At 36.6% G+C, this 14,511-nt stretch carries 13 protein-coding genes; 7 read left to right on the top strand and 6 right to left on the bottom strand.

All coding sequences use genetic code 11. The annotated features are described in order from the left end of the window. Positions 1-154 precede the first annotated feature (154 nt). Positions 155-1,891 (top strand): septation ring formation regulator EzrA, encoded by a 1,737-nt coding sequence (gene ezrA / locus IGK27_RS01370; protein ID WP_002355233.1) that lies wholly within the window; start codon positions 155-157, stop codon positions 1,889-1,891. Positions 1,892-2,016: 125 nt separating this feature from the next. Further along, positions 2,017-3,162, top strand: coding sequence for a cysteine desulfurase family protein (locus tag IGK27_RS01375; RefSeq protein ID WP_002355234.1), 1,146 nt, complete (start codon positions 2,017-2,019; stop codon positions 3,160-3,162). A gap of 51 nt (positions 3,163-3,213) precedes the next feature. Here IGK27_RS01375 and IGK27_RS01380 read toward each other — a convergent pair whose 3' ends face one another. Together IGK27_RS01380 and IGK27_RS01385 are read right to left on the bottom strand one after the other, a co-directional pair. After that, on the bottom strand, positions 3,214-3,906 hold the full coding sequence (locus IGK27_RS01380) for a response regulator transcription factor (protein WP_002358364.1): 693 nt from the start codon (positions 3,904-3,906) through the stop codon (positions 3,214-3,216). Next, entirely contained in the window at positions 3,903-5,246 is a 1,344-nt protein-coding gene (locus IGK27_RS01385; protein ID WP_002385380.1) for a sensor histidine kinase, read from the bottom strand. Before IGK27_RS01385 ends, IGK27_RS01380 begins: the two co-directional genes overlap by 4 nt. A 323-nt stretch (positions 5,247-5,569) precedes the next feature. On the opposite strand from IGK27_RS01385, the gene IGK27_RS01390 reads away from it, so the two are divergent. The 5 genes from IGK27_RS01390 to IGK27_RS01410 all read left to right on the top strand — a co-directional run bounded on the left by IGK27_RS01390 (position 5,570) and on the right by IGK27_RS01410 (position 11,199). Beyond that, a complete protein-coding gene (locus IGK27_RS01390) occupies positions 5,570-6,547 on the top strand; it encodes a DUF4822 domain-containing protein (protein ID WP_002358366.1) in 978 nt (325 codons plus the stop codon). A 184-nt stretch (positions 6,548-6,731) separates the two neighbouring features. Beyond that, positions 6,732-7,697, top strand: a complete 966-nt coding sequence (locus IGK27_RS01395) for a DUF4822 domain-containing protein (protein WP_002387659.1) — start codon at positions 6,732-6,734, stop codon at positions 7,695-7,697. Between the two features lie 218 nt (positions 7,698-7,915). Beyond that, positions 7,916-8,959, top strand: coding sequence for a DUF4822 domain-containing protein (locus IGK27_RS01400; protein WP_002387660.1), 1,044 nt, complete (start codon positions 7,916-7,918; stop codon positions 8,957-8,959). A 173-nt stretch (positions 8,960-9,132) separates the two neighbouring features. Next, a complete protein-coding gene (locus IGK27_RS01405) occupies positions 9,133-9,936 on the top strand; it encodes an ankyrin repeat domain-containing protein (protein WP_002379049.1) in 804 nt (267 codons plus the stop codon). A 51-nt stretch (positions 9,937-9,987) separates the two neighbouring features. Further along, entirely contained in the window at positions 9,988-11,199 is a 1,212-nt protein-coding gene (locus IGK27_RS01410) for an amidohydrolase family protein (RefSeq protein ID WP_033626279.1), read from the top strand. A gap of 108 nt (positions 11,200-11,307) precedes the next feature. Here IGK27_RS01410 and IGK27_RS01415 read toward each other — a convergent pair whose 3' ends face one another. The 4 genes from IGK27_RS01415 to IGK27_RS01430 all read right to left on the bottom strand — a co-directional run bounded on the left by IGK27_RS01415 (position 11,308) and on the right by IGK27_RS01430 (position 14,443). After that, positions 11,308-11,727 carry a type II toxin-antitoxin system death-on-curing family toxin gene (locus IGK27_RS01415; RefSeq protein ID WP_033626278.1) on the bottom strand — a complete coding sequence of 140 codons (420 nt, stop codon included), beginning with the start codon at positions 11,725-11,727 and terminating at the stop codon, positions 11,308-11,310. Beyond that, a complete protein-coding gene (locus IGK27_RS01420) occupies positions 11,724-11,963 on the bottom strand; it encodes an AbrB/MazE/SpoVT family DNA-binding domain-containing protein (RefSeq protein ID WP_002358371.1) in 240 nt (79 codons plus the stop codon). The genes IGK27_RS01415 and IGK27_RS01420 overlap by 4 nt, the downstream gene beginning before the upstream one ends. Positions 11,964-12,063: 100 nt before the next feature. After that, positions 12,064-12,876 (bottom strand): alpha/beta hydrolase, encoded by an 813-nt coding sequence (locus IGK27_RS01425; RefSeq protein ID WP_002407437.1) that lies wholly within the window; start codon positions 12,874-12,876, stop codon positions 12,064-12,066. After that, positions 12,851-14,443 carry a PucR family transcriptional regulator gene (locus IGK27_RS01430; RefSeq protein ID WP_002355248.1) on the bottom strand — a complete coding sequence of 531 codons (1,593 nt, stop codon included), beginning with the start codon at positions 14,441-14,443 and terminating at the stop codon, positions 12,851-12,853. The genes IGK27_RS01425 and IGK27_RS01430 overlap by 26 nt, the downstream gene beginning before the upstream one ends. Positions 14,444-14,511 lie beyond the last annotated feature (68 nt).

A 14,511-nucleotide genomic window follows, 5' to 3' on the forward strand; every position in this document is an offset into this window, starting at 1 on the left:
TATAACTAGTGAATGAATATACAGTTTGTGCTATAATTTTCTATAGGTATTTCTGCAAGAATGCCCTTTTTCAAGGGTCAGGAACAATAGATAACCGTGTGAAGAGAACAAACAACCTTTCTTTTATTATAGAAAAATTATCGGAGGAGCCAAAATGAAGAATAATTGGATTATCATTTTAGTACTAGTAATCGTTATTATTGCTGCGGTGCTATACTTAATTGGTTATTTTATGCGCAAAAAAAATCAAGAACAATTAGATGAATTAGAAGTTCGTAAAGAAGCCCTGTTTGACTTGCCAGTCTTTGAAGAAATCGATGACATTAAAAAAATGCATCTAGTTGGACAGAGTCAAAATAGTTTCCGTGAATGGAATCAACGCTGGGTAGAACTATCGACGCGTTCTTTCGCCGAACTAGAGAGTCAAATTTATGAAGTCGAAAATCAAAATGAAATTTTCCGTTTCATGAAAGCGAAGAAAGCAGTCGTGGAAGCGAATGAAACGATGACCGAAATGGAAGCCGAAGTGGAAGTCATTCGTAATGGCTTGAAAGAATTACGTGAAAGTGAAGAGCGCAATTCATTAGAAGTTCAAAAAGCTTTGGATGTCTATGAAGAATTAAGTAAATCACTAAAAGATGATAAAGCTAGCTTTGGTCCAGCTTACTCCGAAATCCAAAAACAATTAAGAAACGTCGAAATTGAATTCACACAATTTGTCACACTAAATACATCGGGGGACCCAATCGAGGCTCGAGAAGTCCTAGAAGATGCGGAACGTCATACGTATGAATTGGAAGACTTAATGAAACGGATTCCACCAATGTATGAAGAATTAAATGAAACTTTCCCAGATCAATTAAAAGAAATCGAAGAAGGCTACAACCAATTATTAGCTGACGATTATGTGTTCCCTGAACAAAACTTTGCTGAAGAAATTCAACATGCGAAAAAACGTGTCGAGAATTCAATGGCTGATTTAGAGAAAACAGAGATTGCTGCAGTAGAGGTCGCAAATCGCGACACAGCAACGGCGATTGATGCATTATATGAAGTGATGGAACGTGAAATTGAAGCGAAGAAATATGTCGTAACCAATCAAAAAATTATTGACGATTATATTTCTCATTCCTTAAAAAATAACCGTCAATTAATGATTGAATTGGACCATGTATCACAAAGCTACACCTTAAACAACAACGAGTTAGGACGTAGTCGTGGTTTCCAAACGGAAATTGAAGAAATTATCCGCCGTCAAAAAGACTTAGAACCTCGAATGAAAGAACATACCGTTCCTTACTCTGAAATTCAAGCGTTCTATAAAGAATGCTATAAGATTTTAGATGATATTGAAAATCAACAATTAGAAATTGATGCTTCATTGAAAGAACTAAGAAAAGGCGAAAAAGTCGCCCAAGAAAAAGTCGACGAATACGAATTCCGTTTACGGAGTATCAAACGGTATGTTGAAAAGCAACGATTACCAGGTTTGTCTGCTGATTACTTAGAATTTTTCTATGTGGCAACGGATCGAATTGAAGATTTAAGCCGAGCCTTAAATAAAATGCGCATTAATATGGATGAAATCAATCGTTTGTGTGACTTATGCGAAGATGATTTAGAGTTATTAGATAAGAAAACAAAAGATTTAGTCAATGCAGCAGCTCTGACAGAACAAATGATGCAATATGCAAACCGCTATCGTCATACTCACGAGAACATCCGAGCGGCTTTAGATAAAAGCATGTATTTATTCTCGACAGAATTCCGTTATCAAGATGCATTAGATGAAATTGGAACGGCATTGGAAGCTGTTGAGCCAGGGGCGTTCAAACGAATCGAAGATTTTTATTTTAAAAATATCAATAACCCTAATTTAACAGCAATTTAATTAAACAATCACTAAACAGAGGTTTGTCGACAGACAAGCCTCTGTTTTTATGGCGTGGTGGTGACTTGAAGTGATACTTTAGAAAGTATATAATGGGAAAGAATTTTAAAAAAGAAGGGTGACAAATGATTTATTTTGATAATAGTGCAACTACACCGATTTACCCCCAGGCTTTAGATACATATGTAAAAACCAGTCAGCGGATTATTGGCAATCCGTCTAGTCTGCATGACTTAGGCAACCAAGCGAATCGGCTCTTACAACAAGCACGGAAGCAGATTGCGGAGCTAATCAATGTTTCAGCAAATGAAATCTATTTTACAAGTGGCGGAACTGAAGGAGATAACTGGGTTTTAAAAGGAACGGCTATCGAAAAACGAGAATTTGGTAATCATATTATTATTTCTGCAGTGGAACATCCAGCAGTTACAGAAACAGCGGAACAATTAGTCGAACTAGGTTTTGAACTTTCTTATGCGCCAGTGGATAAAGAAGGTCGTGTAAAAGTCGAGGAACTACAGAAATTAATTAGAAAAGAAACGATTTTGGTTTCTGTTATGGCAGTGAACAATGAAGTGGGAACGATTCAACCAATTAAAGAAATCAGCGAGGTTTTAGCGGAGTTTCCTAAAATTCATTTTCATGTAGACGCGGTTCAAGCAATTGGGAAAGTTAATTACTCAGAGTGGTTAACGGATCGGGTGGATTTTGCAACGTTTTCTGCACATAAATTTCATGGACCACGAGGCATTGGTTTTATGTATTGGAAACAAGGAAAACGTTTAGCGCCGCTTTTAACAGGAGGCGGGCAAGAAAACAACCAACGCAGTGGGACAGAAAACGTACCAGCAATTGTGGCAATGGCCAAAGCGTTACGCTTGCATTTAGAGAACGAACAACAACGGCCGCAACATGTGGCGACATTACGGAGTTATTTATTAAAGGCGCTAGAAGAATTTCAAAATGTGACTGTTTTTTCACAAGATAATGAACATTTTGCGCCACACATTTTATGTTTTGCTTTGAAAGGGATTCGCGGCGAAGTGCTAGTCCATGCATTGGAAGAAAAACAGATTTATATTTCGACTACGAGTGCTTGTTCTAGCCGAAAAAAAATGGCTAGTAGCACCTTGTATGCCATGCATGTGCCTGGGGAATTGGCGACTTCCGCTGTGCGCATTAGTTTAGATGAAAGCAATACAATGGCAGAAATTGAACAATTTATGATTGTTTTTAACCAACTTTATCAAAAATTTTCTCGTGTAAATTAATAAAAAATAAGTTGGAGCCTAGAAATAGGCTCCGACTTATTTTTGCTCTCTTTATCGATTGAAGCGGTAGCCACTACCCCAGAGTGTTTCAATTGGAGAGTCAGAAAGATTGGCTTTTTTTAATTTTTCCCGAATCCGTTTAATGTGAACAACGACAGTCGAAACCTCAGTATCTAAGGCATCAAACCCCCAGACACTTTCAAAAAGTTCTTCTTTATTCCACACACGGTTAGGATGTTCCATCAAGAAAACCAACAATTTGTATTCTTTGCTTGTAAAAATAACTTCATTTTCTAAAACAAACACTTTGTGGGCGGCAGTGTCGACAGCGATTTCATTGATTTTTAGTAATTGTGGTGGTTGTTCTGCGTTGCTTAACAATTGATAACGGTTCATATGGGCTTTTGCTCGAGCGACTAATTCATTGGGACTAAACGGCTTGATTATATAATCATCCGCACCTAAGCCAAGCCCACGAATTTTATCAATATCTTCTTTTTTAGCCGAAACAATCATGATCGGCGTTTGCTTTTTTTTCCGAATTGCACGACAGATTTCAAAACCATCCATAGTTGGCAGCATCACATCTAAAATAATTAAATCAAAGGGCTCATTTAAAGCTGCTTCCAATCCTTTTTTTCCATCATGTTCAATTGTGACAGTCATATCGTTAATTTCTAAATAATCTTTTTGCAAATCAGCAATGCTTGGATCATCTTCAATAATTAATACATGTGGTTTCATTTTTCATCCTCCAACAACGGCAGCGTAATTATCACGTTGGTGCCGTCTCCTTTTTTACTTGTGACAGTGATTGTTCCCTGATGATAGTCAATAATTTGTTTGACAATACTTAATCCCAAGCCGCTTCCTTTAACTGTTGGGGTTCGAGATTTGTCTACACGATAGAAGCGTTCGAATAAATAAGGTAATTCTTTTTTATCGATACCAATGCCGTTATCTGTAATGGTTAAAACTAAGTCTGTTTGATTATGCGTTAAAGAAATCGTAAAGGCTAGTTGTTCTTTAGTGGGATCCGCAAATTTAATGCTATTTTGAATTAGATTGGTAATCACGCGATTCATCTGCGTGGGATCCATTTGAACGTATAAAGCTTCGGTGGGAAGTACAGAAGTGATCACGAGTTCTTGTTCCAAACGGTATTCTTCAAGAATATGTGCAATAAAACGAGTGAAATTGGTCTTTTCCATTGTAAAGACAGCACGATCTAGGTCTAATTTAGAATACAAAAATAATTCTTCAATTAAATCATTGAGGCCTAAACTTTTTTCATGAATGACCGTTAAATAGCGCTGTTTTTTTTCTTCAGTATTGGCAACGCCATCCATCAAACCTTCAACGTAACCAATAATAGAAGTAATTGGTGTTTTTAAGTCATGAGAAATATTTGCAATTAATTCTTTCCGATTAGCTTCATATTTTTCGCGTTCCGCATTGGCTTCTTCTAAATCTTGCCACATTTGTTCAAAACTAAGTTGGAGCTGTTTGACTTCTGTTGAGACGGTTTGGTGGCTAGTTGGTGTAAATGGATTTTCTTTTTGGGCATCCTTACCCAATGTTTTAGTCGCTTTTTCTAATGCTTCTAATGGCTCGATAGTGGTTTTGGTTAAGCGCTTATTAATGAGCCAAGCTGCCGCAATTGCTACAAGGATAATTAACAAAATCATCCAGATAATCCAGCGTGTGAAGAATTCAAAAAGGCTGCTTTCGCGTTTCAAGACAATAAAGCTCCCGTTAGAACCATCTAAATAATGAAAATCGGATTTGACATAATGATATAGACGCCCTGCATTATCCAGTGTGCCAGTTGGCATAATATTATTCATTTCGTAGTTTGGAATATGTACAGACAAAGATTTTTCTACTAAATTATCCGAATAATAAGGAAACCGTGCATTCTTTCGAATAATCACACTTAATCCTTTTGCTTCAATTGTTTGAATCGTTTCCTTTAATTCTTTACTCAAAGGTGTATCTAGTAATTTCGGTGATTTTTTTAGCAGTTGATCTAAGGCCAAATAACTTTCTTCTTCGTTAGCGGTCAATGGTCGTTGCTTATTCATCATTCGGTAAGCTTGGGGCAAACTGGGGACAGTTCCTAATGTGATGTAAGAAGCTAAGGATAAAACAGCTAAAACAGAGGCTAAAGTAATAATGATGGCACTAATATAAGAAATAAAAAAGCGGCGTTTAATGGTCAAAAGCGTCCCTCCTAGTGGTTTTAATCTATTTCTTACTTATAGTGTATTACAAGTGAACAAAAAAAAGCTAGTATTGTTATTAACTTTTTTTCATTTGTTTATAATTTGTTCATTTTTCGGCAAGTAGGAGTTTATAAGGCTTTGCTATTCTAAATATATCAAAAAGAAAAAGGGGATTACCAACCATGAAAAAGAAAAAAGTTTTTAGTGCGCTTACCTTATTAACCTTTAGTACGTTGTTGATTGCAGGCTGTGCTGGCGGAGCCAACTCTGCAACAGATAAATCAAGTGCAGCTAGCTCAAGCACTGCAGTCTCTAGTTCAGCAGAAGCAGCTAAGGAGCAATCAAAAGGACAAGAATTAACAGAAATTTTATCCAGTACTGATTGGCAAGGCACAAAAGTTTACGACAAAAATAATAATGATTTAACAGCAGAAAATGCTAATTTTATTGGTTTAGCAAAATATGATGGTGAAACAGGTTTTTATGAATTTTTCGACAAAGAAACAGGTGAAACCCGTGGCGATGAAGGCACATTCTTTGTGACAGACGATGGCGAAAAGCGTATCTTAATTTCGGATACACAAAACTATCAAGCGGTGGTCGATTTAACGGAAGTGACGAAAGATAAATTTACCTATAAGCGAATGGGTAAAGATAAAGACGGGAAAGATGTAGAAGTCTTTGTAGAACATATCCCTTATTCTGACGAGAAATTAACCTTTACGAATGGCCGTAAAGATTTAGAAACAGAAACTGGCAAGATTGTTACCAGTGAACCTGGGGATGACATTTTAGGGGCTACATTATGGAATGGCACGAAAGTTTTAGATGAAGACGGTAACGATGTTACTGAAGCAAATAAAATGTTTATTAGTTTAGCGAAATTTGATAATAAAACAAGTAAATATGAATTCTTTGATTTAGAAACGGGTAAAACACGTGGAGATTTTGGTTACTTCCAAGTAATTGATAATAACAAAATCCGTGCTCACGTTTCAATTGGTGACAATAAATATGGAGCTGCATTAGAATTAACAGAATTAAATGATAAACGTTTTACGTATACACGAATGGGTAAAGACAACAATGGCAAAGAAATTAAAGTCTTTGTAGAACATGAACCATATGAAGGAGACTTTACGCCAGACTTCACGTTCTAATTAGTCAATCACGAGTGGATGAAGCGGTCAAAAGGAAGTAAAGGATTCTTTTGACCGCTTCATTTTTAACAAAAAAATAGTTTATAGTTGTTTTTAATCGTTTATAAATTGTTCATTTTTCTGACAGTGGTAGTTTAGAATCGTTTGTTAAGATAGGTTTATCAAAGAAAAGGAGCGATGCTTTATGAAAAAGAAAGTATTAAGTTCGATTACTTTAGTAACATTAAGTACGTTACTTATAGCAGGTTATGCAAGTCCAGCATTTGCAGATCATGCAGCCAATCCAAATAGTGCTACAGCAAATTTAGGCAAACATCAAAACAATGGCCAAACAAGAGGCGACAAGGCGACTAAGATTTTATCTGGCACGGACTGGCAAGGAACCCGTGTTTATGATGCTGCTGGTAATGATTTAACGGCAGAAAATGCTAATTTTATTGGTTTAGCAAAATATGATGGTGAAACCGGTTTTTACGAGTTTTTCGACAAAAATACTGGGGAAACCCGTGGTGACGAAGGAACATTTTTTGTGACAGGTGATGGCACAAAACGAATTTTAATTTCGCGGACACAAAATTATCAAGCCGTAGTGGATTTAACCGAAGTGAGTAAAGACAAATTTACTTACAAGCGTTTAGGGAAAGATAAACTGGGGAATGATGTTGAAGTTTACGTGGAACACATCCCTTATCATGGGAAAAAATTAGCTTTTACAAATGGACGTGAAGCATTAACCAATCAAACTGGCAAAATTGTGACAAATAAGTCAGGGGATAAAATTTTAGGAACAACCTTGTGGAATGGCACAAAAGTCGTAGATAAAAACGGTAATGATGTGACAGCGGCCAATCAAAATTTCATTAGTTTAGCGAAATTTGATCCAAACACAAGTAAATATGAATTTTTCAATTTACAAACAGGTGAAACCCGCGGCGACTTTGGGTACTTCCAAGTGGTGGACAATAACAAGATTCGGGCCCATGTATCTATTGGTACGAATCGTTACGGCGCGGCGCTAGAATTAACGGAACTAAACAATGATCGATTTACGTATACTCGAATGGGTAAAGATAATGCTGGTAATGATATTCAAGTGTTCGTGGAACATGAACCTTACCAAGGCACATATCATCCAGCCTTTACTTTCTAAAAGTCTCTTGTCTTCTCTCTTATTTAACAAAAGAACGTCCCCCAACGTTCTTTTGTTTTCTCTTCCTCTATAAATAAATTGTTATTAGTTATAATTAAATATTATTATTAAGATAATTATAATGATTATTATTTAATAATTTGTTCATATTATGGACAGGTGGAGTTAATAACTACTTGCTATCCTTAAATTATCAAAAGGAAAGGGAGTAGTCGTTTATGAAGAAAAAAATCGTTGGTACAATTACGTTGTTGGCTTTAAGTGCGTTATTAGTTGGTGGAGCAGGAGGGGCTTTGACGGCAGAAGCATACGTTCCTCAAAGCGTAGACAATCCCAATAATTTAGGGGATTTACCTGAGTATTTACGTTCAGTTGGTATTAGACAAGATGAAGGATTATCAGAAAAAGATTGGGCTGGAACACGCGTTTATGATCGAAATGGGAATGACTTAACAGATGAAAATCAAAACCTATTACATGCAATCAAATTTGATGCAACCACTAGTTTCTATGAATTTTTTGATAAAGAGACTGGAGAATCAACAGGAGATGAAGGAACCTTCTTTATGACCGCTGGTATTACAGATGTTTCCCGTCTTGTAATTATTTCTGAAACCAAAAATTATCAAGGTGTATACCCACTTAGAACTTTATACCAAGATACTTTTACGTATAGACAGATGGGGAAAGATAAAAACGGAAATGATATTGAAGTTTTCGTAGAAAACAAAGCAACCTCAGGACCAGTTTATGGTCGTCCGCAGCCATACCCCAATAATCGTCCCAGAACACTAGAATTCACGAATGGACGCCGTGCCATGACAGAACAAACAGGCCAGATTGATGTAAATCGACAAGGGGATGAAATTATTGGTAAAACTTCCTTTGATGGGACACCGCAACTTCTTTGGAATGGCACAAAAGTAGTGGATAAAGATGGCAATGACGTAACTTCGGCCAACCAAAACTTTATCAGCTTAGCGAAATTTGACCAAGATAGCAGCAAATATGAATTTTTCAATTTACAAACTGGTGAAACTCGTGGCGACTATGGCTACTTTAAAGTAGGAAATCAAAATAAATTCCGTGCCCATGTTTCCATTGGAACCAATCGCTATGGCGCTGTCTTAGAGTTAACAGAATTGAATGATAATCGTTTTACGTACACACGAATGGGTAAAGATAACGAAGGAAACGATATCCAAGTCTATGTGGAACATGAACCATACCAAGGAACTTTTAATCCTGAATTTACCTTTTAAGAACAAAACATACGAATGGAAACCAAAAAAAGTTTCGACTTCTTTTGGTTTCTCTCTTTTTAAAATAGAAAAACAGAGAAAGCGTTTTAATCGACAAATAAAAAAAGATTCGTTAGATTAGAACCACTGGAGAAAAATCTCATATTTCTCTCGAAGAAAGGAAGTTGAGCACAATGAACAAAAAAATTTTAATGGGGCTATTAAGTGTCGTGACCATTCCATTACTTGCTGCGTGTCAAGGAGGAGAAACACCCTCCGCAGCGTCAAAAAATAGTCAAACGGTGACTACTCAAAGTAGTGCAAAAACTGAAAGCACCAGTACAACCCGTTCGGTGGCTCAAACAACATCAAAAGAGGAAGTGAAAGAACCGATGAAGACCTATGAAGTGGGTGCGCTTTTAGAAGCAGCCAATCAACGAGATACGAAGAAGGTCAAGGAAATTTTACAAGATACTACTTATCAAGTGGATGAAGTCGACACAGAAGGCAACACACCGCTCAATATCGCTGTTCACAATAATGACATTGAGATTGCAAAAGCGTTGATTGATCGGGGTGCCGATATTAATCTGCAAAATAGCATTAGTGATAGTCCCTATCTTTATGCGGGAGCGCAAGGACGTACGGAGATTTTAGCGTATATGTTAAAACATGCGACCCCAGATTTAAATAAGCATAACCGTTACGGTGGCAATGCGTTAATTCCGGCAGCTGAAAAAGGACATATTGACAATGTGAAGCTCTTGTTAGAAGATGGACGAGAAGACATAGATTTCCAAAATGACTTTGGCTATACAGCATTGATTGAGGCAGTGGGGTTACGTGAAGGGAACCAACTTTACCAAGATATTGTAAAATTGTTAATGGAAAATGGTGCGGATCAATCCATTAAAGACAATTCTGGTCGAACAGCAATGGACTATGCCAATCAAAAAGGTTATACGGAAATTAGTAAAATTTTAGCACAGTACAACTAAGTATTGTGTCCTTTCGGGAAGGAATAAATACAGGTAGGAGTGAAGGAAAGCATGAATTATTGGTTAAAAAATGTTCGAATTGAAACAGGGTATCAAAAAGAAGGTGACTGGTTATCTGGGACAGTAACCAAAGAAGTGGCAATTGAAGTAACAGATGGAGTATTTACAAAAATCATCCCCAATGAAGAATTGGTAGAAGAATCTGGGATGACAATTATTGATGGTCACCATCAATTGATTTTACCAGGTTTGATTGAAAAACATTGTCACTTTGATAAAAGTAAACTAGGTGTTCCGTGGTATCCGGTGACGCCAGCGAAGTCAATTGTGGAACGTGTCGAAGCAGAAATCCCTTATTTAGATAGTTTAGAACTTTCTTTAACAGAACGCGCCAACCATTTAATTGACTTAGAATTACCACATGGCGCGACAGCCTTCAGAACACATGTCGACGTGGAACCGATGACAGACTTACGTTATTTTGATGAAGTCCAAGCATTGGCCCAAACGAAACCATTTGCGGTAGAAATTGTCGTCTTTCCACAGCACGGCTTACTACGTTCAGATTCCGTTGAATTAGTTGATCAAGCATTGGCAAAAGGCGCCGATTTTATTGGTGGCGTGGATCCTTATTCACTAGATGGTGATTACAAAAAATCATTGGCTGAAACATTCCGCTTAGCAGATAAACATGGTGTCGGTGTGGATATTCATTTACATGACCGTCACGAAGCTGGGACAACAACGATTAAAGAAATTATCCGTTTAACGAAAGAATATGGCCTACAAGACAAAGTATTTATCAGCCATGCCTTCGGGTTAAATGATTTCATTGGTGAAGAACGTGCCGAAGTTTATGATGCTTTAGCAGCAGAAAAAATTCATATTAATTCCAGCGTGCCAATCACACCTAATACGATTCCGCCAATTATGGAATTGTTACGTCATGGAGTCAATGTCCATCTTGGTTGTGACAATATCTACGATTGCTGGTCTCCCTATGGTGATGGTTCATTACAAGAAAAATTGGCTCGTTTAGGTGAACTTTTTAATGTGAAAGATCAAGATGCTTTAACCCAATTATTGGGCTTAGTGACAGATGGTGTCACAACTTTAGACGAACAAGGGCAAGCAAATTGGCCGCAAGTTGGTGCTGAAGCAACTTACTTACTCACTGAAGCAGAATGTGCGGCGGCTTTTGTCGCTCGTCAGATACCGGTGGAAATCAGTGTGGTAAAAGGAACCACACTTTATCAAAAATAAAAAAAGAAGCGAGATTTCTCGCTTCTTTTTTTGTTATTAAATTTATTTGGATTAGACGCTTAATTTTACAATTGAAAACGACATCCATCTTATATTTCATTGATGAAATTAGTGAGAAGAAGTATGATTTAATTTAGCTCTGATTACTTTTGGTACATCGTTTTTCAACTGATCAAAATCTGATCTATAAGTAGCAATAAAAACCAATAAATCAACGCCTTCTTGCGTATCTAATTGGAAATCATAACCGTTTAATTGTAAAAATAAGTCGGTTGCCATTACAGCTGTCCGTTTATTTGCATTGTAAAAACAATGCTTTGTTGCAATGTTAATCATTAAAATAGCTGCTTTTTCTTCAATTGTTGGGTACAGGTCAACGTCAAAGACGAATTGTGCTGGTTGGTTGCTAGCCATTTCTAATGCATTACGATCTTTGATGCCAATTTGTTCTGCGGGAGAATACGTTTGGATCAAGAAAGTATTCATTTGAAATAGATCATCCGCTGATAAATAATAAATACTTTTCATTTAGTAACCAATTCTTTGTACAGCTCATTATGTTTTTGTTTTGAGTTCTCCATCATTTGTTGTAATTTTTTTTGATGTTCTGACATATTTTTTTTAACAATAATATCTTTTAATTTTTCTTCGTCTACATAAACGGTGTCTGTCGCAGTCGCACCAATGCTTTCTAGAAACTCTTTTGACAATGTCATAACAACAGAATTCCCAACTTTTCTAAGTTTTCTTTCTTTGATTTCCACTAGTAACCCACCTTTCGTATATATTGTATATACAGTATATCATGGATCGTAAAAAAGTTTCTATCACAAGTCTAATACTTTAATAAAATTTCTTGATTGCTTATCGTTCCTTCAGCCAGCTATCCAATTGCTCAAATAAAGTGATGACCGAAGGATCTTTGGTTTGTTTTAAAAAATCATGTTCTAAATAGTAAACCGCTTTAAAGGTACTCTCAGGAATGGTCCGTCCGATTTTTTTGCTATAGCGGAACGGCACTTCTTCGTCTGAACTGCTAGCTGTACTGAAACAAGGGGGAAAAGTTTTTAATGTTTCGTCTGACAGTGCGTAAGCAGACCAGTCCCCATTTTCTGGTAATCCGTAAAAGTGCGGCAATAGCGCTTGCTGAATACTGTAATGATACAGCAGATAGCGAGAAAGAAAAGGATCATCCCAAACAGGCTTTGTTTGGTCGATAGCAGCTATTTCTTTAGCGGAAATGGCTTGCTTTAATAATTTCCGTGGCTCTTTAATAAATTCTAAATCTGTATAGCCGTAAAAATTGACTAAAAATTGTGGCCTCAAATTTAGTGTTTGTAATTGTTTGGTTAACTGTAACATTAAATAACCGCCAGCGGAACGCCCGCACAAACCAAATGGCTGGTTTTGAATAATCTCTTCGTTTAACAATTGGAAGGTTTCCGTTAGCGTCCTTAAGATGTGATCGATTTTTGTATTTGGAGCCAACAAATAGTCCAGTGCTAAAACGGTATAGCCATTGCTTGTAAACAGCTCCTTCAGTTCTTCTGTTAAATCACTTTTGGTTCCATAAATCATCCCGCCACCGTGTAAATAGACGACATAGTTCGTTGATTCAGTCGTAGTGGGGTAGATAGTAACTGTTGCGCCATTAGCGAGTGTTTGATTGTTTTTCAAGTGCACGTCTCCTCATCTTTATAATGTATGTGGCAATTTCATAGTTCAACAATTGCAAGGGATTGGCTAAGTCAATATCAAGAAGTTGTTCCACTTTGTTTAAACGATAACGAATCGTTTTTGAATGAAGGAACATCGCTTCAGAGGTCTGTTTATAGTTGCGATTATTTTGGAAAAAACTGTACAAAGTTTCAAATAAATCGTAGTTGTTTTCGGCTAATTGATAAAGTGCGCGAGGAATTAATTCGTCTAAATTTTCCAATTGGTCTTCGCGGATAAAATTTTTAAATACCCCGATATCGGCTAAGGTGACAATTGGTCCGTTATAAAAAGTTTCATTAAAGCGCAGAATGTCCAGACATTCAATCAGTAGCTCTTTAATCCCTTCTCGTGATTTTAAACTGCTGACGGCAACGGTAAGCGTGTCGTTTTCTTCTAAAAGTTCAGCTAATAAACGGCTTAATTGCAGCTTTGTAATTTTTCCATCACTTTCATTGAAGTTAAAAAGGACCGCCGAATAATTTAGCTGATCAAAGAAGATGGATTTCACACGCAGGGTACGAAGTAAGGCAATAATTCGTTCTTTCATGAGTTGTGTATTGGTGTCTTTGGTAGAAAAAGCAATCGCTTGGTAAGAATCTAGCTCTTGCATTTGCACTTCACGAAGCAAACTGTTTAGCTCGTCAGGATTTTGCGGTGTATTTTGTAAAATAGCATCCGCTAAGTTGTTCAAACGAGTATACCGTTCTTTTTTTAACAAATTTTCGGTATTGAATTTTTCTTGTAAGACATCAATCGCATTTTCGATAATCACTAAATCCGTTTCTTTAACCTTTTCATCTTGTAAATAAACCAGAAGTAAACAATTAGTGGAATAACTATTGAAAATAGAAACTTCTAGTGCCAACTGTTTTTTGGGGTTGGCATGAGAATAAAGTGTTAAAAGAGAGTAATCATTTTTAGTGAACTCACTGTTTTTTAGTTTTTCTCTTGAGAGCACAATCGCATCATGGGGTAAGTCGCCATCGCTAATTTCCAGATGTTTATCCAACATTTTTAAAGCGAAGGGTAATTTAATGATGTCATAAAATTCTTGCATAATCGTCTCAACCGTTGGGTAGTGGCGCTCTAATTTGGTGAAACGTTGGCGCACATCGTAATACGTACGTAAGACATGCGACTGATAATTCAACAAAGGCTCGTAAATCGTAAACAGAATTTTTTCATAGCTAATGTCTTGTGTGATTTTAATTAAAGGAATTTCATAATTGAAACATAATTCGATAAACCACTCTGGAATCATTTTAATGAATCGATCTGTTTTCAAAATTAAGCCGCTGATGCCAATTCGGCGCATCTTTACGAAAAAATTTTCCAACTCTTTTTCGGGTAGATCATGCAATGCGTAGAAAGAAGTCAAAATTAACTGATTCTTTCTACTCCAGTTCTCAATGTCAATCGCTTCTAAGACCATTGCCGAGTCAACTTCATTGTCTAAACCAATCTCTTTCGTCAAAATTTTACCTTTTTTTAAGTCACCTATCGATAATAACTCTCTTAATTTCATCATTTTCTCCTTTTTTCCTCTTATGGATAAAAATTATACCATTTTTTTAGAATTATGTCCGATGAAAA

It is taken from the genome of Enterococcus sp. DIV0236 (assembly GCF_050558525.1).
GTDB classification, from domain to species: domain Bacteria; phylum Bacillota; class Bacilli; order Lactobacillales; family Enterococcaceae; genus Enterococcus; species Enterococcus faecalis.

Coding starts and splice junctions, on each gene's coding strand:
- IGK27_RS01390 (WP_002358366.1), top strand. CDS start 5,570: ATGAAAAAGAAAAAAGTTTTTAGTGCGCTTACCTTATTAACCTTTAGT.
- IGK27_RS01430 (WP_002355248.1), bottom strand. CDS start 14,443: ATGAAATTAAGAGAGTTATTATCGATAGGTGACTTAAAAAAAGGTAAA.
- IGK27_RS01375 (WP_002355234.1), top strand. CDS start 2,017: ATGATTTATTTTGATAATAGTGCAACTACACCGATTTACCCCCAGGCT.
- IGK27_RS01410 (WP_033626279.1), top strand. CDS start 9,988: ATGAATTATTGGTTAAAAAATGTTCGAATTGAAACAGGGTATCAAAAA.
- ezrA (WP_002355233.1), top strand. CDS start 155: ATGAAGAATAATTGGATTATCATTTTAGTACTAGTAATCGTTATTATT.
- IGK27_RS01400 (WP_002387660.1), top strand. CDS start 7,916: ATGAAGAAAAAAATCGTTGGTACAATTACGTTGTTGGCTTTAAGTGCG.
- IGK27_RS01405 (WP_002379049.1), top strand. CDS start 9,133: ATGAACAAAAAAATTTTAATGGGGCTATTAAGTGTCGTGACCATTCCA.
- IGK27_RS01415 (WP_033626278.1), bottom strand. CDS start 11,727: ATGAAAAGTATTTATTATTTATCAGCGGATGATCTATTTCAAATGAAT.
- IGK27_RS01385 (WP_002385380.1), bottom strand. CDS start 5,246: ATGAATAAGCAACGACCATTGACCGCTAACGAAGAAGAAAGTTATTTG.
- IGK27_RS01395 (WP_002387659.1), top strand. CDS start 6,732: ATGAAAAAGAAAGTATTAAGTTCGATTACTTTAGTAACATTAAGTACG.
- IGK27_RS01380 (WP_002358364.1), bottom strand. CDS start 3,906: ATGAAACCACATGTATTAATTATTGAAGATGATCCAAGCATTGCTGAT.